This is a genomic window from Filibacter tadaridae, assembly GCF_900609045.1.
Taxonomy (GTDB): domain Bacteria; phylum Bacillota; class Bacilli; order Bacillales_A; family Planococcaceae; genus Sporosarcina; species Sporosarcina tadaridae.
In genome coordinates this window covers 58,539-80,246 of sequence record NZ_UXAV01000020.1, presented here as the reverse complement: position 1 = coordinate 80,246, position 21,708 = coordinate 58,539, and the positions used below count along the sequence as shown (strand labels likewise).

At 43.9% G+C, this 21,708-nt stretch carries 20 protein-coding genes and 1 other annotated feature; of the genes, 16 read left to right on the top strand and 4 right to left on the bottom strand.

All coding sequences use genetic code 11. The features are described 5' to 3' along the window. Positions 1-43: 43 nt before the first annotated feature. On the bottom strand, positions 44-673 hold the full coding sequence (locus FILTAD_RS03325; RefSeq protein WP_124069091.1) for a CBS domain-containing protein: 630 nt from the start codon (positions 671-673) through the stop codon (positions 44-46). 166 nt (positions 674-839) lie between these two features. Here FILTAD_RS03325 and FILTAD_RS03320 point away from each other — a divergent pair, with 166 nt between their 5' ends. The 4 genes from FILTAD_RS03320 (at position 840) to FILTAD_RS03305 (ending at position 4,900) form a co-directional block, all read left to right on the top strand. After that, entirely contained in the window at positions 840-1,484 is a 645-nt protein-coding gene (locus FILTAD_RS03320) for a LytTR family DNA-binding domain-containing protein (protein WP_124069090.1), read from the top strand. A 124-nt stretch (positions 1,485-1,608) separates the two neighbouring features. After that, positions 1,609-3,123: a succinyl-CoA:acetate CoA-transferase ScpC gene (gene scpC / locus FILTAD_RS03315; RefSeq protein WP_124069089.1), complete on the top strand. Its 1,515-nt coding sequence runs from the start codon at positions 1,609-1,611 to the stop codon at positions 3,121-3,123. Positions 3,124-3,546: 423 nt separating this feature from the next. After that, positions 3,547-4,254 carry a sulfite exporter TauE/SafE family protein gene (locus FILTAD_RS03310; protein ID WP_124069088.1) on the top strand — a complete coding sequence of 236 codons (708 nt, stop codon included), beginning with the start codon at positions 3,547-3,549 and terminating at the stop codon, positions 4,252-4,254. 28 nt (positions 4,255-4,282) lie between these two features. Beyond that, positions 4,283-4,900 carry an NAD(P)-dependent oxidoreductase gene (locus FILTAD_RS03305; protein WP_124069087.1) on the top strand — a complete coding sequence of 206 codons (618 nt, stop codon included), beginning with the start codon at positions 4,283-4,285 and terminating at the stop codon, positions 4,898-4,900. A gap of 270 nt (positions 4,901-5,170) precedes the next feature. Here FILTAD_RS03305 and mgtE read toward each other — a convergent pair whose 3' ends face one another. Continuing rightward, a complete protein-coding gene (gene mgtE, locus FILTAD_RS03300; RefSeq protein WP_124069086.1) occupies positions 5,171-6,526 on the bottom strand; it encodes a magnesium transporter in 1,356 nt (451 codons plus the stop codon). Between the two features lie 105 nt (positions 6,527-6,631). On the opposite strand from mgtE, the gene dacB reads away from it, so the two are divergent. The 4 genes from dacB to FILTAD_RS03280 all read left to right on the top strand — a co-directional run bounded on the left by dacB (position 6,632) and on the right by FILTAD_RS03280 (position 10,653). Beyond that, positions 6,632-8,161: a D-alanyl-D-alanine carboxypeptidase/D-alanyl-D-alanine endopeptidase gene (gene dacB, locus FILTAD_RS03295; RefSeq protein WP_124069085.1), complete on the top strand. Its 1,530-nt coding sequence runs from the start codon at positions 6,632-6,634 to the stop codon at positions 8,159-8,161. A gap of 221 nt (positions 8,162-8,382) precedes the next feature. Continuing rightward, on the top strand, positions 8,383-9,207 hold the full coding sequence (locus tag FILTAD_RS03290) for a transporter substrate-binding domain-containing protein (protein ID WP_124069084.1): 825 nt from the start codon (positions 8,383-8,385) through the stop codon (positions 9,205-9,207). 39 nt (positions 9,208-9,246) lie between these two features. Then, complete coding sequence (locus FILTAD_RS03285; protein ID WP_124069083.1) at positions 9,247-9,912, top strand: amino acid ABC transporter permease; 666 nt, start codon at positions 9,247-9,249, stop codon at positions 9,910-9,912. A 15-nt stretch (positions 9,913-9,927) separates the two neighbouring features. Continuing rightward, the gene (locus FILTAD_RS03280) at positions 9,928-10,653 is read left to right on the top strand and encodes an amino acid ABC transporter ATP-binding protein (RefSeq protein ID WP_124069082.1); all 726 of its coding nucleotides are present in this window, start codon (positions 9,928-9,930) and stop codon (positions 10,651-10,653) included. A gap of 82 nt (positions 10,654-10,735) precedes the next feature. Here the strand turns inward: FILTAD_RS03280 and rluF are convergent, their stop codons facing one another. Next, the gene (rluF, locus tag FILTAD_RS03275) at positions 10,736-11,440 is read right to left on the bottom strand and encodes a 23S rRNA pseudouridine(2604) synthase RluF (RefSeq protein WP_124069081.1); all 705 of its coding nucleotides are present in this window, start codon (positions 11,438-11,440) and stop codon (positions 10,736-10,738) included. A 276-nt stretch (positions 11,441-11,716) separates the two neighbouring features. Then, positions 11,717-11,959 (top strand) — a binding site (T-box leader). A gap of 72 nt (positions 11,960-12,031) precedes the next feature. Between rluF and FILTAD_RS03270 the strand changes: the two genes are divergently transcribed. The 6 genes from FILTAD_RS03270 to trpA are packed head-to-tail and all read left to right on the top strand — an operon-like array spanning position 12,032 to position 17,867. After that, positions 12,032-13,405: an anthranilate synthase component I family protein gene (locus FILTAD_RS03270; protein WP_124069080.1), complete on the top strand. Its 1,374-nt coding sequence runs from the start codon at positions 12,032-12,034 to the stop codon at positions 13,403-13,405. 55 nt (positions 13,406-13,460) lie between these two features. Then, positions 13,461-14,492 carry an anthranilate phosphoribosyltransferase gene (gene trpD, locus FILTAD_RS03265; RefSeq protein WP_124069079.1) on the top strand — a complete coding sequence of 344 codons (1,032 nt, stop codon included), beginning with the start codon at positions 13,461-13,463 and terminating at the stop codon, positions 14,490-14,492. Next, positions 14,489-15,277: an indole-3-glycerol phosphate synthase TrpC gene (gene trpC / locus FILTAD_RS03260; RefSeq protein ID WP_124069078.1), complete on the top strand. Its 789-nt coding sequence runs from the start codon at positions 14,489-14,491 to the stop codon at positions 15,275-15,277. Before trpD ends, trpC begins: the two co-directional genes overlap by 4 nt. Next, positions 15,274-15,888, top strand: coding sequence for a phosphoribosylanthranilate isomerase (locus tag FILTAD_RS03255; RefSeq protein WP_124069077.1), 615 nt, complete (start codon positions 15,274-15,276; stop codon positions 15,886-15,888). The genes trpC and FILTAD_RS03255 overlap by 4 nt, the downstream gene beginning before the upstream one ends. Before the next feature lie 3 nt (positions 15,889-15,891). Continuing rightward, the gene (trpB, locus tag FILTAD_RS03250; RefSeq protein WP_124069076.1) at positions 15,892-17,103 is read left to right on the top strand and encodes a tryptophan synthase subunit beta; all 1,212 of its coding nucleotides are present in this window, start codon (positions 15,892-15,894) and stop codon (positions 17,101-17,103) included. Further along, on the top strand, positions 17,100-17,867 hold the full coding sequence (trpA, locus tag FILTAD_RS03245; protein ID WP_124069075.1) for a tryptophan synthase subunit alpha: 768 nt from the start codon (positions 17,100-17,102) through the stop codon (positions 17,865-17,867). Before trpB ends, trpA begins: the two co-directional genes overlap by 4 nt. A gap of 98 nt (positions 17,868-17,965) precedes the next feature. Here trpA and FILTAD_RS03240 read toward each other — a convergent pair whose 3' ends face one another. After that, positions 17,966-18,799 carry an AAC(3) family N-acetyltransferase gene (locus FILTAD_RS03240; protein WP_124069074.1) on the bottom strand — a complete coding sequence of 278 codons (834 nt, stop codon included), beginning with the start codon at positions 18,797-18,799 and terminating at the stop codon, positions 17,966-17,968. Between the two features lie 119 nt (positions 18,800-18,918). On the opposite strand from FILTAD_RS03240, the gene FILTAD_RS03235 reads away from it, so the two are divergent. Both FILTAD_RS03235 and FILTAD_RS03230 read left to right on the top strand, forming a co-directional pair. Further along, positions 18,919-19,893: a DUF4003 family protein gene (locus tag FILTAD_RS03235; protein WP_124069073.1), complete on the top strand. Its 975-nt coding sequence runs from the start codon at positions 18,919-18,921 to the stop codon at positions 19,891-19,893. A gap of 206 nt (positions 19,894-20,099) precedes the next feature. Beyond that, complete coding sequence (locus FILTAD_RS03230) at positions 20,100-21,527, top strand: aldehyde dehydrogenase family protein (RefSeq protein WP_124069072.1); 1,428 nt, start codon at positions 20,100-20,102, stop codon at positions 21,525-21,527. The last annotated feature ends 181 nt before the right edge of the window (positions 21,528-21,708 follow it).

Here is a 21,708-nt window from a genome sequence, read left to right as displayed (position 1 = left end):
CATACTTTGAGTATGTGGCCTCGTTTTTTGTCGTCATATCCAGTTATTTCTTCTCGATGCGGTCGACTTGTAGAATTCTGAAACCGCCTTTTTCGAATTTTTCTTTTAGTTTTTCAATCTCTTCATCCGTTTTTCCGTTTTCAAGCGTAATAACAACTCGTCTTGCCAATACAGAACCATTATCCAATGTGAACATGCCTTCGATATTTTCATGACGTAGTGTTTTCGTTAATTTCTCGATCATGCCTTTTGCTTCGGTTGAGGAGAGGGTGATGTTGATGCCTCCTGTTTTTAATCCAAACGCATCCTCGAGTACACTTTCCACTTTATTATGAGTAAGAATGCCAAGTAATTTTCCGTGCTCAACGACACTCAAGAAAGGCAAGGATTTAATACTAATAAGTGCGCTTAAGAAAGAGGAACGTTCTGTTATAAACGTATCTTGGTGTTTCAGTAAAGAATCGATTGCCGAATTCTTATCGCCTTTTTCTTCATATAGATACTCGATTAAATGGACCTTGTAAATCATCCCTTTGTAGGTATCTTCTTTGTCTACAACAGGAATACATCTGTAACCGCTTGCGGTGATTTTAGCTAATGCCTCTTCCACGGTATCTTCGTTGTTTACTGTTGCCACTGCTAGTCTTTCTAAAAGCAAGTCTCTAATATGCATGCGGAATCCTCCTAGTTATCTACATTTTCTATGTTCTCATAATCTTTCGTCTATGATTATTTATTATAATGGAGGGGCGGGTTATTGTACAATTAATTATACATGAGATTGTACTATTCGTATTGCAATACAGACTATGAAATAGGTTATGAAGGAGTTCTTAGAAATGGAAATACTAAGTATTGCTGCACTTTTAGATACGATAGGGAAATTGTTTTCGGATGAAATCTCAATTGCCGTATCGAATCGAAAAGAATACATCTACTATCGACCCAGCAAGCGTGTGGATTTGAAGATTAAACCGGGTGACCCAGTAAAAGAAGGGACGATGGCATACAAAGCAATTACCCAGCAACAAAAAGTATCCGAGTTCATTAACAAAGATGTTTTAGGGACTCCTTATCACGGGATGGTTGTTCCTTTCCACGTTGAAGGGAAACTGGAAGGGAGCGTGACAGCTATTTACCCGGCTTATACAGAGGGGAAGTCAGTTGTAACGGTGAAAACACAAGATGGATGGATACCCGTTCCCTTTAAAGAGGTTAACTATATTGAAGTGAAAAACCGTAAGACACATGTATTTACAGATCGATTCTCGGGTACACATAAAAACTCGTTGCAAGAATTCGAGTATTTATTGCCCCATGAGGCATTTGTTCGTTGTCATCGTTCCTTCATTGTAAATGTGCATCGGATTCGTGAAATTTATCCAGATACACACTCGACATTTGTGTTGGCAATGGACGATGAAGTGCGAATTCCAGTCAGTCAATCGTATTCCAGCTATTTCAGAAAGTTATTGGACTTTTAACAATGCTATTTTAAACTGCGTATATTCTGCTTTACCCCACTATTCCTTCTCTAAATCAAAAACCCACTTTTCTGTTAGCTTTTGCGCTATTATTGTCTAAAAGTTATGAATCGGGGTAATGCAGATGGAGAATCAAATGGATCGCATCAAATGCCTTCAACTAAAAGATGTCGTTGTCTCATCGGAGGAAGCGGCATCTTGGATTGAAGATGGAATGACGTTGGGGTTAAGCGGATTTACACGTGCTGGAGATGTAAAAGCAGTGCCGTTAGCTTTGGTTAAACGGGCTGAAACAGAAAAATTTAAAGTGAACGTTTTCACGGGGGCTTCTTTAGGTTCCGATATCGATACACTATTTGCCGAAGCGGGCATCGTACATAAGCGTCTACCTTTCCAGGCTGATCCTGTAATGAGGAAAAAGATTAACGAAGGTGAGCTTCTTTTTGTGGATCACCATTTATCACATACATCCGAATTAATTCGTTCAGAAGTGATAGAGCCAATCAATTTCGCTATTTTGGAAGCGGTTTCAATCACTGAAGACGGCATGATTATCCCGACGACTTCTGTCGGCAACTCGTTAACGTTCGCCGAGCATGCGAAGTCCATCATTATTGAAATTAATACAGCACAACCTACGCAACTGGAAGGCGTGCATGATTTATATAATCCGGGCAAACAAGGTAAAAGGCAACCAATTCCGCTTACAAAAGTGGATGACCGAATCGGTACGACAGGTATACAAATTGATGTATCAAAAGTGCGAGGAATTGTGTTTACTCATCAACTCGATTCACCGTCGACAATCGTCGCACCCGATGCGGAAACGGCGGTAATGGCGGAACACTTGCTGACATTCCTTCGTACGGAAGTCCAAGCGGGGAGACTGACTGAACATCTTGCTCCTTTGCAATCTGGAATCGGTTCAGTTGCAAACGCAGTACTTTACGGAATGATTGACTCCGAGTTTGAAGAGTTGGAAGTATACTCAGAAGTGCTTCAAGATGCGGTATTCGATTTAATAGATGCTGGAAAAGTTCGTTTTGCTTCTTGCGCCTCTATTACCTTATCTGATGAAAAAATGGACAAAGTGTTCAATAACTTCGATACCTATCGAGATAAACTAGTTATGCGACCGCAAGAAATTACGAATCATCCCGAAATCATCCGTCGTCTCGGCTTGATATCGATTAATACGGCACTTGAACTCGATATCTATGGCAATGTCAATTCGACTCACGTATCCGGAACGAAAATGATGAATGGAATTGGCGGTTCGGGTGATTTTGCCCGTAATGCGCGTCTCGCTATTTTTGTTACGAAGTCCACGGCAAAAGGTGGAGACATTTCGAGCATCGTTCCATTCGTAACGCATGTCGATCATACAGAACACGATGTCGACATCATTGTCACGGAGCAAGGGTACGCAGACTTGCGCGGGCTAGCGCCGAGGGAACGAGTTGGATTGCTGATTGAACGTTGTGCGCACCCGATGTATCGTGAACAATTATGGGCGTATTACAATGAAGCGTTGGAAAGAGGGGGTCAAACTCCTCACGTCCTAGAAAAAGCATTCTCATGGCATGACAATTTGGCAAAGCATGGCACTATGCGTCAGCTTGTTGGTCAACCGGTTTAAGTGTATAAAATAGAAGCCACCCATTACATCTGTTTTTTCAGATGTAATGGGTGGCCTTTTTTAGCAGGGCGTTATTTTTTTCAACGTTTTCTTCATATTTATTTTGAACTAATGATTCTATATAATCTCCAGCGAAGGCGTCTTACTGGGGTACCCGAAGCAATAAGACTGACAGCGGTCTTCTGGCTGGCTTATTGCGGGAGGCGCCCCCAAGTGCCAAGCGTTGTTGAAAGGATTCTTTATGTCGACCAATATAGCAAGCGCCTGTTGTATACAACTTCTCAGGGTATGAAATGTTCCACGTGTAACAATTCATGCAAAACAGTATTTAATTAAAGAAAAGTTATTCTGAACAAACCGTTTGGGAATGAAAACGTTCCCATCTCTCTGTTATACTGAACGTGTAGAGAAGGTAGTGATTAGTTGACAGTTTTCATATTTATCGCGATTATTTTAATCGCATCTATCCTGCAAACAAGTACAGGTTTCGGTTTTTCAATTTTGGCGACTCCGTTTCTGCTTATGATTTTTGAACCACGGGAAGCGATTCAAATCAACCTTGTTTTATCGCTTGTCATTTCAGCTGCACTTATTGTAAATATACATAAAGACGTGGATGCAGGCATATTGAAAAGGCTTATTATCGGCAGTTTACCTGGTCTTCCGCTTGGGCTTATTATTTTCCTTATGGCTGACATCGGCAAGTTGAAAATAAGTATTGGTATTGTTTTGCTTGTGCTGACAGTCCTATTGATCTTGAACTTCCGATTTAAGAAAAGCAAAGGCCGGGACTACATCGTTGGTGGATTATCAGGTGCCTTTACGACAGGAATTGGTATGCCGGGTCCACCGCTTTTGCTTTACTTTTCAGGAACGGATACACAGAAAGAAACACTGCGTGCAACTACGCTCGCATTTTACCTTTTCATTTATTCCATCAGTTTAGCCATTCAAATGGTATTTGTCGGAACGAACAAAACAATTTGGACATCAAGCGGGTTGGCGCTACCACTTGTCGTAGTCGGTTTATTCTTGGGTCAACGCCTGTTCCACCACATCAATCAAAAACATTTTCGCGTTTTCACGTATTGTATTTTAATTGTGACGGGTGTTTATTTATTTATTCAATGAAAAAGTTTTTAAGAATCGAGGGAGCCCAATGAAGATTACATTGTTTGGAGCTACGGGTCGAGTAGGTGGGGGAGTGTTGAAGAAAGCACTTGCAGATGGACATGAAGTGACCGTGCTCGTTCGGTCGCCGGAAAAACTGACACCGCATGACCGATTAACAATCGTTCAAGGGAATGTCTGTGACAAAGAGGCGGTAACCGAAGCTATTTCGGGTGCGGAGCGCGTATTCAGCGCTCTCGGCACTGACAAAACAACGACACTTACAGAAGCTGTGCCACAAATGATTAAAGCGATGAGAGCAGAATCAATCGAGCGAATCGTGACAATTGGAACAGCTGGTATTTTACAAAGTCGAACACAACCTGAAAAGGTACGCTATGAAGCAGGGGATTCAAGTAAGCGATTGACCTTCGCGGCGGAAGAGCACCATAAAGTTTTTGATATGCTCCGTCAATCGGGGTTGGACTGGACAATTATCTGTCCGACGTTCTTGCCAAGCGGGGGAGCAGTTGGTGATTACCGGATTGGACGTGACTTTTTACCCGAAAATGGTAAAGCGATTTCAGTCGGCGATACCGCCGCATTTGCTTATGGCGAATTAATGACGGGCAACCACATCGGTTATCGAGTCGGCATAGCCTATTAACACTAAAAAGCATCACTCATAGCCGAGTGATGCTTTTTAGTATGTAGTCAAACTTCTACTTCGCTCATCAATGCATGTGTATTTCCTTCGAGTATAGATGCCAGCTCGCACGCATAACATAACCTTAACTGTGCATAAACTTTACCATTCAAGCGTATACCTATAGAAAAAGGAGTTGCAACGTCTTCATCCAGTCGTTCGTGGACGAATCGAGGCAACTCCTGTTCATTCTATTATAGATCCTGCGCCCAGTGGCTCGGTTGCATTTCTTTACATTAATTTTGAGATGAACATAGTTGCGATTTCGAAATAAATGAGTAGCGATAAAATGTCATTGATTGTTGTAATAAGTGGTCCCGATGCGACCGCTGGATCCACATTGAATTTGTGTAGGACAAGCGGTATTATCGTTCCTGCAATCGTTCCGATAATGAGCGTTGCAAGAAGGGAAGAACCGACGACGATTCCGAGAACGAAACTGCCTTGCCACACATAAGCAATAACGGCGATGAGGATAGCACATGTCACACCAATCAGTATACCTACAATAAGTTCCCGTACTAGTAGCTTCAACGATTTTTTAAAGCTGAGATCTTCTGTCACAAGACCGCGGACAACGACGGCAAGTGATTGTGTTCCCGTATTACCCGTCATCCCTGCAATCATCGGCATGAAAAAGGCAAGTGCGACAACTTGCTCAAGCGTTGCTTCGAAGCGGGAAATAATGCTTCCAGAAATTAGACCGATGAAAAGCAATAGAATAAGCCAAGGCAAACGTTTTTTAGCAGCAACTAGCGGCTTCGTTTTAAAATCAATCGCTTTGCCAGATGCAAGAAGCATTTCAATATCTTCATTCGCTTCGCGAACAACAATGTCAAGCACGTTATCGACTGTGATGATGCCGACAAGAATCGTAGTTTCATCGACAACCGGTATTGATACATAATCATAATGTGCGATTAGCTTGGCTACCTGTTCTTGTTTCATGAGCACATCTGCTGTAATTAAGTTACAAGACATAATATCTACAATGAGGGCATGTGGTTCAGCTAGCAATAAATCCCGGTAGGAAACAACACCGATCAGCTTTTTTTCATCATCAATTACGTACAAATAATTTAAATACGTCGCTAGATTTGCAAAATGCTTCAACTTGCTTACTGCACGATCGACGGTATACGACGAATGGATCCAAATATAACGTTTCGTCATTGCTCTGCCTGCCGTCTTCGGCGGATAATTCATTATGGATACGATATTATCCATTTCTTCTTGTTTCATTTCAGCGATTAGTTCATCCACTTGCGCTTTTGGCAAACCTGTCAACAGAAATGCAAGGTCATTGTTTTTCATCATACCCAATATTGCTGTTGAACGTTCAGGGCCAATCACGCGGAGGACATGCAGCTGTTCGTCTTGGTTTAAATGGCGTAACAACTCCGTTAGTTCCTTTATTGTTAGGAATTCAAGAAATAAAGGACGGTGTTTGACGGGTAATTCCTTAAATTGAACAGCGACATCAAAGGGTTGCAGATCCTTTATAATGTCATGGAACGTATCTTGTTTTCCCTCTTTTAATACCCGTATAAGGGCGCTCGCAAGCTCGCTTGTATTCTGAACGGTCATCGTTTGCATTCACCCCTTTATAGTAAAATACTCTAAAACATTAATTCCCCAAATTGTACATTCAGAAACAACTTTTGAAATGAAAACGGCGGAGGCGAGGCATCGTTGAAAAAACTGAAGAAATGGAAAGTGCTTGTTGCATGCGCATTAATTATGCTGCTGATAGTAATTGGAAGTGTAAGTATAATTGGAAATAAAGAAACCGATGAAGTTGCCAAGCCACCGGATCCCCCCACTGTACAGGTCACTAAAATAAAGGAAACAAACCGATTCAATCATATCGATGAAATCCTGAAGGATCCGCGACTGCAAGGTGCAACAACTAGTGTAAGCATCCGTCAGGTCTCAACAGGAGAAGTAGTCTACGCCAATCTTGGTGATACACGGGTTCACCCGGCTTCTGTCATGAAATTACTGACGGGGGCATCGGCGCTCGAAAAACTTGGCCCTGATTATACGTTCAAAACGGAATTATTGACGAATGGCAAAATTGAAAACGGTGTCCTACACGGTGATCTCTATTTGCGCGGGCAAGGAGATCCAACATTAATAGGTGAAGATTTGAAAGCTTTCGCTTCACTTTTAAAGAAGAACGGCATTAAAACCATCAATGGTAATCTATACGGAGACGACACTTGGTATGACAACGTTAGGCTTTCACAGGACTTGAACTGGTCCGACGAGTCGTTTTACACGGGAACACAAGTATCGGCACTGACATTTTCACCGAATAATGATTATGACGCGGGGACTGTTATCGTTGAAGTGTACCCGGCTCCGAAAACGAATCAGCCTGCCAATATATCGATGGTGCCCACGAATAGCTATATGAAAATCATTAACAATACAAAAACAGTTGCAAAAGGTGGTCAGAAAAATATTCAGGTCGAACGGCAACATGGCTCAAATACCCTTGTTGTTTCGGGAACCATCCCAGTGAGGTCAAAGCAAACGCGTACATGGAGATCTGTCTGGGAGCCTACGAATTACACGGTTCACTTGTTCAAAAAGGAGATTGATAAACAAGGTATCCGATTTTCAACAATACCGAAAATCGAACGTAAAAAAGTTCCTAAAAATGCAACACGCTTAACAACGAAACAATCCATGCCGCTAAGTGATTTGTTTATTCCGTTCATGAAGTTGAGCAATAATGGACATGCCGAAATCCTCGTTAAAGAGATGGGCCGGGTTATCGGCGGAGAGGGTAGTTGGGGTAAAGGACTGGCCGTCATGGAAACTACATTAGCCGATATGGGAATTGACACGAAAACATTATTGCTGCGTGACGGCTCAGGTATGTCGCACAAAAACCTTGTCACAGCGAATGAAATATCGAAGCTACTTTATACTGTGCAGTCGAAACCGTGGTATCCCGTCTTTATGGAGTCGCTTCCAGTAGCGGGAGCCGACGACCGGTTTGTCGGTGGAACGTTGCGCAACCGCATGAAAGGAACCGCGGCGGAAGGTAATGTACAGGCAAAAACGGGGCTATTAAATGGAGTCATGGCATTGTCGGGATACGCCACTGCAAAAGATGGTGAACAGTTTACATTTTCGATTATCGTCAATAATTATTTAGCGAAAAATACAACAGAAGTTTTGGATGAAATTGCAACGTATATTGCCAACTGAAAATATAGCTCTACACCGGAATTCACAGGTGTAGGGCTGTTTTTTAGTTTAAGCGAAGGCCACTGAAAATTGGACTGGAAGTTGACTTCAAGGGAAGTCTAAATTTCGATATAAAGCAAATTTATTAATCTTTTTTGATTATTCGGGTTTAATAGTGTTACGATGGGGTAGGTGTATAGAGTAAGAAAAAAATAGAAAAGAAAAAGGGGAGATTGTTAAGAATGAGAAAGTTGAAATCATTATTTTTGTTGCTCGCGGCATCAATCGTTTTACTGGCAGCGTGCGGGGAAGACAAAGACACGTCCAAGGAAAAGAAAGACGATGGAAGTTATGACCTTGTGAACGAAGGGAGCCTAACATTCGCAGCGAGTGGGCTTTATAAACCATTTAACTTTGAAGAAGATGGTAAATTGACTGGGTTTGATATTGAAATCGGAAATGCGATAGCAGAAAAAATGGGCTTGAAGCCGAATCCGGTGACCAATCCATTTGAAACAATCATGCAAGGACTTATTGGGGAAAAATACGATGCAATTATCGGTTCAATGGCATACACCAAAGAACGCGCAAAACATGCAAACTTCACTGAGCCTTATTACTACTCAGGCGGCATGATCTTTGTTTCTGAAAACAATACAGAGATTAAATCAGTGGATGATTTAAAAGGTAAAAAAATAGGTGTCGTCGCACAATCGACTTATGAAGAACCCGCAAAAACAGTTTCAGATAATATTCAGTATTACAGCAGTGACGTTGTTGCGCTCAAAGATTTAACCGTTGCAGACCGTCTAGATGCAGTCATTACAGCAGATATCGTTGGTCTTGAAGCAATCGATAACGATTTTGCAATTAAAGGAATAGGCAAACCACTATGGGTAGAGCAACCATCCATCGCTGTTCGTCCCGAAAATGATGCATTACGAAAAGAAATTGATAAAGCGCTTAAAGAAATAATTGAAGATGGTACGTACGATGAGATTTCACAAAAGTGGTTTAATCGGAATTTGCTAGATCTTGATTTGGAAGGTGTCGAATTACTGGAATGAGTTATATAGCAAAAAGAACGACAGGAAGAGGGAATGTCGATGCCTGATATATTCATAACACTTTTTGAAGTATTCATGCGTACGTACGAAGGTTTTTTAAAAGCAGCACTCATCACATTGGAACTGACAGCAGTCGCCATCGTGATTGGTACATTATTTGGTGTCATGTTCGCTTTGATGAAAATATCACAATCCAAAATACTGCAAACAATTGCAAACTTATATATTACGTTGATTCGGGGAACGCCTCTTATTGTTCAAATCATGTTTCTTTATTACGGAATCACATCCATTATCGTCCTTTCAAATTTCTGGGCAGGTGCAATTGCGTTAGGTATCCACAACGGTGCGTATATAGCGGAAATTTTCCGCGGTGCCATACAGGGGATCGATCGCGGACAGCAGGAAGCAAGTCTAGCAGTTGGCATGAATCGTCGGCAAGCGATGCGTCGAATCATCTTTCCGCAGGCACTTCGTCGTGCAATCCCGCCACTTGGGAATCAGTTCATCATTACACTGAAAGACTCATCTCTCGTTTACGTCATAGGGGTTTCGGAACTATTCGGCCTGGCGAATCGGGAAGCGGCGGCATCATTCCAGTCATTTGAAACATTTTTAGTTGTCGGTTTGTACTATCTTGTACTCGTACTTATCTTCTCCGGCCTACTGAAATGGTACGAAAACAAATTGAATGTCGACAAATAATGAGGAGGGGAATAGATGCTGACAGGAAAAAACATTCACAAATCCTTCGATGACCTTGAGGTGCTAAAAGGAATCGACATAGACGTAGAAGCCGGCGAGGTCGTCGTGCTAATCGGTGTAAGTGGGTCAGGGAAAAGTACACTCCTTCGCTGTATGAACTTCCTCGAAATGTTGGATGAAGGTGAGATTACAGTCGACGGACGGAAAGTAAATCACAAAAAAGATGATTTATCAAAAGTACGTGCAGAAGTCGGTATGGTGTTCCAGCACTTTAACTTATTTCCGCATAAGACGGTGCTTGAGAACGTTGCTGAAGCTCCAATTATTGTCAAGAAGATAAATAAGAAACAAGCAGAAAAAGAAGCATATGCCATACTGGAGAAAGTCGGTCTATCCGATAAAGCCGACGTCTATCCGGGTAAATTATCAGGTGGACAAAAGCAACGCGTCGCCATTGCACGGGCACTCGCGATGGAACCAAAAGCGCTTCTATTCGATGAACCGACATCCGCACTCGACCCTGAACTTGTCGGGGAAGTGCTCCAAGTCATGCAGGACCTGGCAAATGAAGGCATGACAATGGTCGTCGTTACTCATGAGATGAAGTTCGCAAAAGAAGTAGCGGATCGCATCATCATGCTTGACGAGGGCCGTATTATAGAAGACGCAAAACCTGAGATCTTTTTTAACCATTCGGAAAACGAACGAACTAGACAGTTTTTAGAAATGGTAGATGTTTAATTAGCAGACAGTACCTCCTGTTAAGTAATGATAAAAGCTGTTCCACAACTGGGAATCCCCGTGTGGAACAGCTTTTTTAAAATCAGCGTTTCGGTCCATAGCTGAGCATGTTGAACAACCCTTGCAATTCATCCTCAGTTAAATCACGCCATTTCCCGATTGGGAGGTTATCAAGATGGATATTCAAAATCCGTGTACGTTGCAATCTTTGTACAGTATAGCCAAGTGCAGAACACATGCGACGGATTTGGCGGTTCAACCCTTGTGTCAACGTAAGATTGAATTTGCGAGGGCCTAGTTGCTTCACTTTACATGGCTTTGTTGTTGTACCAAGAATATCGACGCCTGATTCCATATTGTCTATAAATGATTTCGTGATTGGACGGTCAACTATTACAATGTATTCCTTTTCATGACCATGTTCTTCACGCAAGATTTCATTGACAATATCTCCGTCATTCGTCAAAAGAAGCAATCCGTCGGAATCTTTGTCGAGTCGTCCGATATGAAAAATACGGAGGGGATGGTTTACGAAGTCGACAACGTTGCCTTCAATATGGCGCTCAGTCGTGCTTGTGATGCCGACAGGTTTATTGAGAGCGATATAGACAAGTTGTTGTTCCGTTTTTATGGGTTTTCCGTCTACATATACTTCGTCGCCATCTTCCACTTTACTGCCTAACTTGGCTAGTTGGCCATTTATCTTTACACGTCCATCTTCAATCCACTTATCTGCGCCACGGCGAGAAACGATTCCCGCCTCACTTAAATATTTATTGATCCGCATTGAGGTCACCTTTTCTGGTAAATTTCTTATTTCCATTGTAGCGCTTTGGCCGGGAATGTTCAAAAGTGTGGGGTTCCGTGCTGCTCGTTTCCTTATTTTAACTGCCTGCTGCTGACGAATGGAACAACTTGAAATAACTGAAATGACTGAAGAGGTTGACAAACACTTTTCTTCGTATTAAGATAAGAGTAACTTTTTTGTTCGAGAGACGGGCAGGAGGTACCGATAGCGGTACCGCCCACGGAGCAGACGAGCTGAGAGTAGAAGAGCATAGCTGAGAAATTATTGAATAAGAGAAGTAGCACCGATATGCGATTACAGAGAGTCAGTGGGTGGTGGAAACTGATTTGCGGTTGGTGTGAATGGACTTATGAGAGCCTGTTTAACGATATTCGTAATGAATTCGGTAACTAGGACGCTTAACCCCACGTTATGGGGTGTACCTATTCGATAGGTGCGCCAAGAGGAAGCGGAAACGCTTCAATTAGAGGTGGCAACGCGGTTAAACCCGTCCTCTGCAATCGGACTTATCTGTCCTTTTGCAGAGGGCTTTTTTTATACCCAAAAATAGCCGAGACGAGGAGATTTGAGATGCATACAGAGCAAATAGGTTTACGGACGACGATGAAAAAGGTGGATGGGGATTGTCTGACACCAATAGTGATATTCCGAAGAATGCAAGGTAAGCAACGTTTTTTGTTGGAAAGTTCATCACAGAAGGAAGGTTCGGGGCGCTATTCATTCATGGGTATGGATCCGTTGAAATCCTATCGCGGGGGAAATGGACAAATTGAGGAATATATATATGGTTCTGGAAAGAAATACGTGCATGAAGGTGAATTGTTTACACTTTTAAAAAGGTTGATGCCGCGTATCGCGGATGTAATGGATTTTCCGTTCATTGGCGGTGCAGTCGGCTATGTCGGGTACGGGGCAACCAGGGAAGAGGGAAAGGATCTGGCTGATGGTCTTGGATTACCGGATGCCTACTTCAATATCTATGATACGGTCGTCATTTTCGATCATTTATTGAATGAAGTGACATTGTTGCATACTGCGATTAATCCGGAACATGAAACGCCTGATCTGGATGCATTGGCAGAACGGATACTGACTGGTTCGCTTGAGGAAGAATCGGATTTCACAATGTCTGCTTATGAAAGTTCCGTGACACAACAAACATTTGAGGAAATGGTATATAAAGCAAAAACATATATCGGAAATGAAGAAGTTGAACAGATTGTACTCTCTAGAAGATTGGAAGCCGATTTCAAAGGGAATCCATTTTCAGTCTACCGTAAACTGAGAAAGCAAAATCCATCTCCGTATATGTACTATATGGAATTCGATGACCATACTGTAATTGGTACGTCACCAGAAAGCCTCGTAGGTGTGACGAATGGCAAAGTGATGACGAACCCGATTGCAGGGACGCGGAGACGGGGAATCAATGGGACGGAAGATATGGAGCTTGAACGACAATTGCGTGCGGACCCGAAAGAACGATTGGAACACGATATGTTGGTTGCATTAAGTAAAAAGGAAATGACTTCTATTTGCAATCCGGGTTCCATAAGCGTTTCAAACTATATGGAAACAGTCCGTTATGAACACGTCATGCATCTTGTGTCGGAGGTAGAAGGGACATTGGCGCAAGGCTTGCACGCGTTGGATGCGCTGAAAACCTGTCTGCCCGCGGGAACAGTATCAGGTTCGCCGAAAAGGCGGGCGATGGAATTGATTGATGAGCTGGAAAAAATGCAACGCGGCATTTATGGTGGGGCAATCGGCTATATCGGGCTCAATGGCTCTATTGATTTTGCGTTGACCATTAGAACGATGCTATTAAAAAAAGGTAAGGCTTATGTGCAGGCGGGAGCGGGGATTGTTCGTGATTCCGATCCGACTAGCGAATACATGGAGACGGTCAATAAAGCACGGTCATTACTGGAAATAGTTGAGTAAAGCGTGAAGATGTGAAGAGAAGAGAAGAGAAGAGAAGAGAAGAGGAGAGATGAGGATGGAAAGGTATATTAGCATAGTAGTAAATGGTAGGCATTTGACGACTGAGGAAATGACGGATGCAGCAACACTACTGTTCAATGATCAAACGGAAGAACAGGATATTAGGGATTTCTTACTTGCGTTATCGGAAAAGGGAGAGACGGCCTGTGAAGTCGCTGCACTTGCGTCTGTCATGAAATCTTTTGCAATCGACTTGAACATACCATTTGGAGATTATATGGATAACTGTGGTACGGGCGGCGATGGTTCCAACAGCTTTAATATTAGCACTACATCGGCGTTTGTATTGGCGGGTGCGGGTGTGATTGTAGCAAAACACGGCAACCGAAAAATTTCTAGCAAGGCCGGTAGTCATGATGTCTTGGAAGCATTGGGCATCCGTTCCGACCTTACAGCACAAGAGACGGCAGAGTTGCTTCGTCAGGAAGGAATTACTTTCCTGTATGCACCGAATGTACATCCGAAAATAAAGCGAATCAACGCAGTGCGACAGCAAATCGGGAAACCGACTATTTTCAATCTTGTGGGTCCGTTGACGAATCCCGTTGCCTTGAAAACACAGTTTACAGGTATCAATCGTCCCGATTTCATTATGGAATATGCATCTGTTCTTCAGCTGCTCGGTAGAGAGCGGGCAATTGTCGTTTCAGGAACCGGTGGGATGGATGAAGCCTCTTTAGCGGGACAAAATGCGTTTGTTTTACTTGACAAGGGGGATCTCATTCCGTTTTCGTTAACGGCCGATGATGTGGGACTTACACCTGCACAACCTTCTTCAATCAGGGGTGGGAATGCATTGGAAAACGCGGCAATTATTCGGGCTGTGCTAAACGGGGAACGGGGCCCGCACTTCGATACTGTCGTATTCAATGCGGGTATCGGATTATTTGCAAATGGGCAAACGGCAACGATTCAAGAAGGCGTTAAACGTGCAATAGAAAGTATTTTGTCAGGCAAAGCACTCGAGAAATTGAATGCAGTTGTTGCATTCAGTGGGAAAATTGGTCAGGAGGCGGTGGCAAGATGACGATTCTGGATGACATATTGGAAACGAAACGGCATGAAGTAGATCGCCTGCTTTCTGCTGGAGAAATCATACAAGGAACGGCCATTTCCCGTCCTTTATTATTCGACGCATTATACAAGGCGGACCAATTGTGCATTATCGCTGAGATGAAACGCGCTTCGCCTTCGAAAGGGCCTATTGCCGAAGGGGTGAACCCGATTGAACAAGCGCTCCAGTATGTTGACGCAGGTGCAACGTGCATTTCGGTTCTGACGGATACACCGTTTTTCAAGGGTTCATTTGACGACTTGGCGGCTGTTGCAAAAGTGGTGCCTGTACCGATTTTGTGTAAGGACTTTATCATCCACCCAGTACAAATCGATCGTGCAAAACAGGCAGGTGCCTCTGTAATCCTTCTCATTGTGGCGGCGCTCAGTGAAGTGGAACTGATGAAATTATACACATATGCGGTGCAATTGGGCCTTGAAGTGTTGGTGGAAGTTCATGATAACGAGGAGCTCGATCGGGCCTTTGCGGTAGGTGCGAACATAATCGGCGTAAACAATCGTGACCTTCGCACTTTTGAAGTGGATATCGCGAGGACAGAGGAAATTGCCTCTATTTTTCCGTTTGATGAAAAACGTGTACTCATTAGCGAAAGTGGCATTGTGAATCGCGAAGATGCATTACGAGTGGCAAATGCAGGGGCGAAAGCAGTCCTTGTAGGGGAGTCACTTATGACTAGCGGAAATGTGCGAAACACGATGCGGTCGCTACAACTTGATTTGACGGGAACTGCCCGATGACGAAAGTGAAAATATGTGGGTTGATGGAAATGGAACATGTGAAAGTTGCTGTCGAAGTAGGAGCGGATGCAATCGGATTCGTTTTCGCACCAAGCAAACGTCGTATAACGGTTGAAAAAGCGAAGGAGCTTGCACAGAGTATCCCTTCAAGCGTCCTAAAGGTGGGCATTTTCGTTGACGAATCCAGTGAAGAAATCGAGCGCACTTTTCATGAAGTACCGCTCGATTACGTCCAATACCATGGTGATGAAGCACCGGAATTCATTAAGAAAATTGGACTTCCTTCTATTAAAGCATTAGCAATTCAACGTAGTGAGGATGTCGGGTCGGCAAAACGATTTGACGTGGATTATTTTCTATTTGACACACCAGGGAAAGACTATAAAGGCGGCAGCGGTGAACGATTCGATTGGCGGTTGGTTCAGGATGTGACAATCCCTCTGGATAAGCGGATTCTTGCAGGTGGTCTAAACGCGGATAATGTCGGTGAAGCGATACGTCAAGTGAAGCCTTATATGGTGGACGTTTCAAGTGGAGTAGAGAGAAATGGAGAAAAAGATATGCAGTTGATCCGCGCATTTGTGCGCGCAGTCAAAGACGAGGAGAGATGAGTAATGGTGAAATCAGCGAGTGTGGAACGAACAGAGCAAGTAGGTCGATACGGTAAGTTTGGTGGACAGTTTGTACCGGAAACATTAATGCAGGCACTTATTGAATTGGAGACTGCGTACGATGAAGCGATTGTAGATCCGTCCTTCATCGATGACATGAACTACTATTTGAAGGACTTTGTAGGACGTGAAAATCCGCTCTATTTTGCAGAAAGGCTTACAAAAGAAGCGGGTGGGGCCAAGATTTACTTGAAGCGGGAAGATTTGAATCATACCGGCGCCCACAAAATCAATAACACCATCGGACAAGCATTACTTGCAATGCGGATGGGCAAAAAGAAGATTGTTGCAGAAACCGGCGCCGGTCAACACGGTGTTGCAACGGCGACAGTATGTGCATTGTTCGATCTCGAATGCGTCGTCTTTATGGGTGCAGAAGACATTCGTAGGCAAGAATTGAATGTCTTTCGAATGGAATTGCTTGGAGCGAAAGTCGTTTCAGTCGAAAAAGGGGCAGGGACACTGAAAGACGCAGTCAATGAAGCATTGCGCTACTGGGTGTCGAATGTGGAGGATACACATTATATTTTGGGCTCTGCACTTGGTCCCCATCCATTCCCGCGGATTGTACGTGATTTCCAACGCGTTATCGGTGTGGAAACGAGACGGCAAATACTTGAAAAAGAAGGGTGTTTGCCGAATGCGATTGTTGCATGCATTGGTGGTGGTAGCAACGCAATCGGTATGTTCCATCCGTTTTTAGAAGATGAAGAAGTCGCATTGTACGGCGTTGAGGCGGCGGGCAGCGGAATCGAAACGGGTCTTCATGCGGCGGCGATTGCGGATGGAAAGGAGGGTGTCCTTCACGGGGCATATATGTATATCCTGCAAGATGACGACGGAATGATACAGGAGGCACATTCCATTTCAGCAGGGCTTGACTATCCAGCAGCTGGACCGGAACATTGCCATCTGCACGATATTGGTCGGGTAAAGTATACATCCGTAACAGATAAAGGTGCCCTAGAAGGCCTTCAGTTATTAGCAGAAAAAGAAGGAATCATCCCTGCCCTTGAAAGTGCTCATGCAGTTAGTTATGCAGTCAAGTTGGCAGAAGACATGGCAAAAGATGAAATCCTCGTTATTTGTCTTTCAGGGCGGGGCGATAAAGATGTCCAAACTGTGCGGGACGCACTAGGAGGTAGCGTAAAATGACTGAAATGATGCTGACAAAAGCAATCAATGCATGCATTGGAAGAGGTGAGAAAGCATTTATCCCTTATATAATGGCAGGCGACGACGGACTTCACACGCTAAAGGATAACTTATTATTTCTCCAAGAAGCCGGCGTGACGGCAATCGAAATCGGTATTCCATTCTCCGATCCAGTGGCGGATGGCCCCGTTATTCAACAAGCAGGGGAACGAGCGTTAGCACATGGGGTGACGCTTCGCTCGGTGGTGGAAGAGCTTACTGCTATTGGAAATGAAATAAGGATCCCCCTTATCATCATGACTTATTTGAATCCGGTTTTACGCTATGGCATCGGTGAGTTCGTCGAGGACTGCCGTCGTATTGGGCTAGGCGGTTTAATCATCCCCGATTTACCGTTAGAAGAAAGCGGGTTATTGCGGAGTGCACTAGACGGATCGGGTATCGCGCTCGTTCCACTTGTGTCATTAACTAGTCCGAACGAACGTATTCAAAAAATCACGGCTACTGGCGAGGGGTTCATTTACGCGGTAACAGTCAATGGCATTACAGGTGTTAGGAATGAATTCGAAGATAATCTTGCCCTTCATTTTGAACACTTAAAGGCGGTAAGTCCCGTACCGGTGCTTGCAGGATTTGGCATATCGACACCTGAACAGGTACGTGCAATTGGCGGGTTGGCGGACGGTGTCATCGTTGGAAGCGCGATTGTAGATGCATTTCATCGACAAGATTTGGCTGGAGTAAAAGCCCTTGTCAATGCATAGGTTAGATAAGAAAATGCCTTTTCCCATGTCGATAAAACATGGGGAAAGGCATTTTCATACGGGATTGCGGGTTGCCTAGATCTTTGCTGGTAGCCATTTCACTTGGATTCTAACAAACTTTCTTTTCGACTCTTCTCAATCCATTCCGTACCGAATACAAGAAGATCTTGCATGGAAACGACTTTACAATCAGCTTGTCCAATAGGATTGCAGGTAGCGGCTGTTGGGTTGGATTTTTCAAAGTCCATCCCAATCTCAGGGAAGATATCCGAATCTACATCCGCCATGTCATACGTAGCCCAAACTCGTTGACCGTTTTGCATGATAGCAGAGCCTTGCGGGGAAGTTGTTAACCCCGGGGCGAGGTATTCAGCCAAATGAAGGGCTGTGCAAGAATCATAACCTACGCCGATCATGACAATCTTCACATCCGTGTCCATCATCTTCCCAAGTGGGGAACGCGTGCCAAACGAATCTTCCAATGGGTGCTCGCTCATCCAGTCTTTTGCATGTTTACCCCAAGCCATGAAGGAATGCGCTGGATGGTTGCTTCGGATTGTACTGGGGTGACGATGGAAGCAATCCGCAATCTTGCCCATTTCACGTAAATGTGTGAGATGCGGGTCATACGCAGGAAATGATTGGCGGATCGGTTCATACCAATCTTCTGGAACCGGCGGAACCATCCAGTAAGAGGGCTCTGAATTATCGGGGGACTGAGCAGGCATCACAATTGTTCCCTCGGTTGTTACTGCTTCCATTAGGGCTTCGACGACTGCCTGGGCACCACCCGCAATCCAGCCCATCGATTTGAGCGAAGAATGGACGATGAGATTGTCACCTGCTTTTATCCCCAAATTGTGGAGTTGGTTTATTACTGTCTTTTTGGACTGGAAAGAAGTCGTCTGTTGGATGGTTTCAAATTCGGACATAGTCTATCACTCGATTCTTTAATCATTTCAATAAAGCATAGCAATCTTCGCTTTATTCGCCAAGACTTTTGAAACTTTCCCTGCTATGAATCGTACATATAAGAAAGGGGTGTTCGGACATGAAGGCAACTGTTATCAGCCAAGAGGTCGAGTCAACATATGAAAAAGTGAAGTCGTTAGCAGGATGGACGGTCGACAAAAATGTTGTGCTGACGATTACTTCGTATTACGTCACATCCGAGCGGGAGTTTGTTGCCGAAAGTTTGAATCGGGCGATTGATGCACTGAAGAGTAAAGCGAGTTGGTTTTCACCATTGCGGGGTAATCTCCTTCCAATGATGGCAGCGTTTCTTGATAAACCCGGGTCGAATATCGAAGAAGAGGTCAATCGTCTATTCGCTAAACAACAGGTACTAAAAGAAGTTGGTTTCCGAAATACAATCCATTCGTACTTAGCTGCGCTTCTTGTATCGGATAACCCGGATTCCTATGAAATTGAAGCTAGACAAGCGAAAAAGCTATATGATGCCATGAAAAAACAACATTTTTTCCTGACTTCCGATGATGATTATGCATACGCCGTCCTTCTTGGAAAAAAAGGCGAAGAGCCAGTTGAACATGCGCTGTCCATGCGTACTTATTATGATGCTCTTCGAGATGCCGGATTCCGTTCAGGAAATGAATTACAGTGGTTGTCGCAAGTATTGACATATATACATATCCAATTCAATCCATTCCTTGTGTCTCGGGCAGCGGAAATCCTTGCCCACTTCAAGAAGGAAACAAAGGTGCGTTCTGTTCATTATCCGATAATCGGATTTCTGACTGTCTTCGACGTGAAAGATACGGAATTGACGGATATTATCGAATTGACGCATGCGTTGGAACAGACGAAGCCATTCAAATGGAATCGAGAGATGGCGCTATCCATTGGAATTGGATATGTTATGCATGAACTGACAGAGAATGCAGAACAAGCAAGTATCAGCCTGGCCACATCAGTGGAGCTAATTTTACAAGCGCAGCAAGCCGTGATGGCAGCAACAATCGCAGCAATGGCGGCATCCTCAGCCTCGAACTCATCGAATACCTGATTGCAACCGGTGTCTAGTTACCAGGTATGTGATACAAACTAGCAAAGGTGCCTGAAGGGGGTAGCCGAAGCAATAAGACTGACAGTGAACTTCTGTCTGGCTTATTGCGGGAGGCATCCCCAAGCACCGAAGCGAATTCAATGGATATCCTTTAGCATAGGGTAAATGGTAAATAAGTATATATAAAAATTGGGAGGGGTTTGGAAATGAAGAAAACAATGCTATGGCTAAATGGAAAGTGGCAAGATACCGCATCATCATACGATTTAAAATCACCATACTCCGGAGAAGTTATTGCACAAATAGCAAAAGCAACACCAACCGAAGTGAAACAGGCAATCGACGGAGCAGAAAAAGCATTCCAAACCTTCAAGAAATGGACAGCCTACGATCGTGCGGAGATGTTATACAGAGTTGTCAATCTCATGCGGGAACGGAAAGAAGAACTTGCCCTCATTATGGCCGACGAAGCAGGAAAACCAATCAGGACAAGCCGATCGGAAATTGACAGGACAATCGCGACATACCAATTTACGGCGGAAGAAGCTAAACGAATTAGCGGGGAAACAATTCCAATGGATGCAGCACCAGGCATTACCGATCGAATCGGATGGACGAAGCGTGAACCACTTGGAGTCGTTGCAGCCATAACACCTTTCAACTTTCCCTTTAATCTAATCGCACATAAGTTAGGACCCGCATTTGCGGCAGGCAATACTGTTGTCTTAAAACCAGCTACCCAAACACCTCTTAGTGCATTAGTTATGGCAGAGTTATTCAAGGAAGCAGGTTTACCGGACGGTGCCCTCCAAATTGTGACAGGTAGTGGAGCAGAGTTAAGTGACGGACTCATCACCCATCCAGCAGTGAAAAAAGTGACGTTTACAGGAAGTGTACCGGTCGGGCTATCCATAAAAGAGAAGGTCGGCTTACGCAAATTAACACTAGAGCTTGGATCGAATGCGGCACTTCTTATCGAACCGGGCATACCACTTGAAAAAATCGTCAGCCGTTGTGTGGAAGGCGCATTTGGATTCGCTGGTCAAGTTTGTATCTCACTTCAACGGATTTACGTGCATGCGTCAATCCTGGACGAATTTACGAAGCTCTTTATCGAACAAACGAAGAAATTGAGGATGGGTGATCCCTTCGAAGAGACAACGGATATTGGTCCGATGATTCACGTTGATGAATTACAGCGTGTTATTGGATGGATTAAGGATGCGGAAAATCAAGGTGCAGTCGTGCAAACGGGTGGACAAATTGTTGGAAATGGGCTTGAACCAGCTGTCTTGACGAATGTTTCGCCAGACATGAATGTCGTCTGTGCAGAGGTGTTTGCACCAATCGTCACGATTATTCCTTATACGTCACTGGAAGAAGGAATCACCATGGTGAACGACTCGAAATACGGCCTGAATGCAGGTATTTATACAGCCAACTTGATGGATGCGATGAAAGCGGCAGACGACATACAGGCAGGTGCAATCATCATAAACGACATTCCCACTTTCCGGGTCGATCATATGCCATATGGCGGTGTGAAAATGAGTGGCTATGGTCGTGAAGGTGTAAAATATGCTGTGGAAGAAATGACGGAACTGAAAATGATTACTATGAAAACGAAAATTTGACCTCTTTTGAAGCCTGGATGACATTACGCTTTGGTGTGATAGATTACAAATAAAAAAGGATTCCCTCCGTACTTTGGAAGGAATCTTTTTTTACTATTTTCTAAGAAAAATACCGGCATCTCCAAATAAAACAAGTCCATGAAAACGCTTTCATACCACTGTTTGTAATGTGATTGTCATA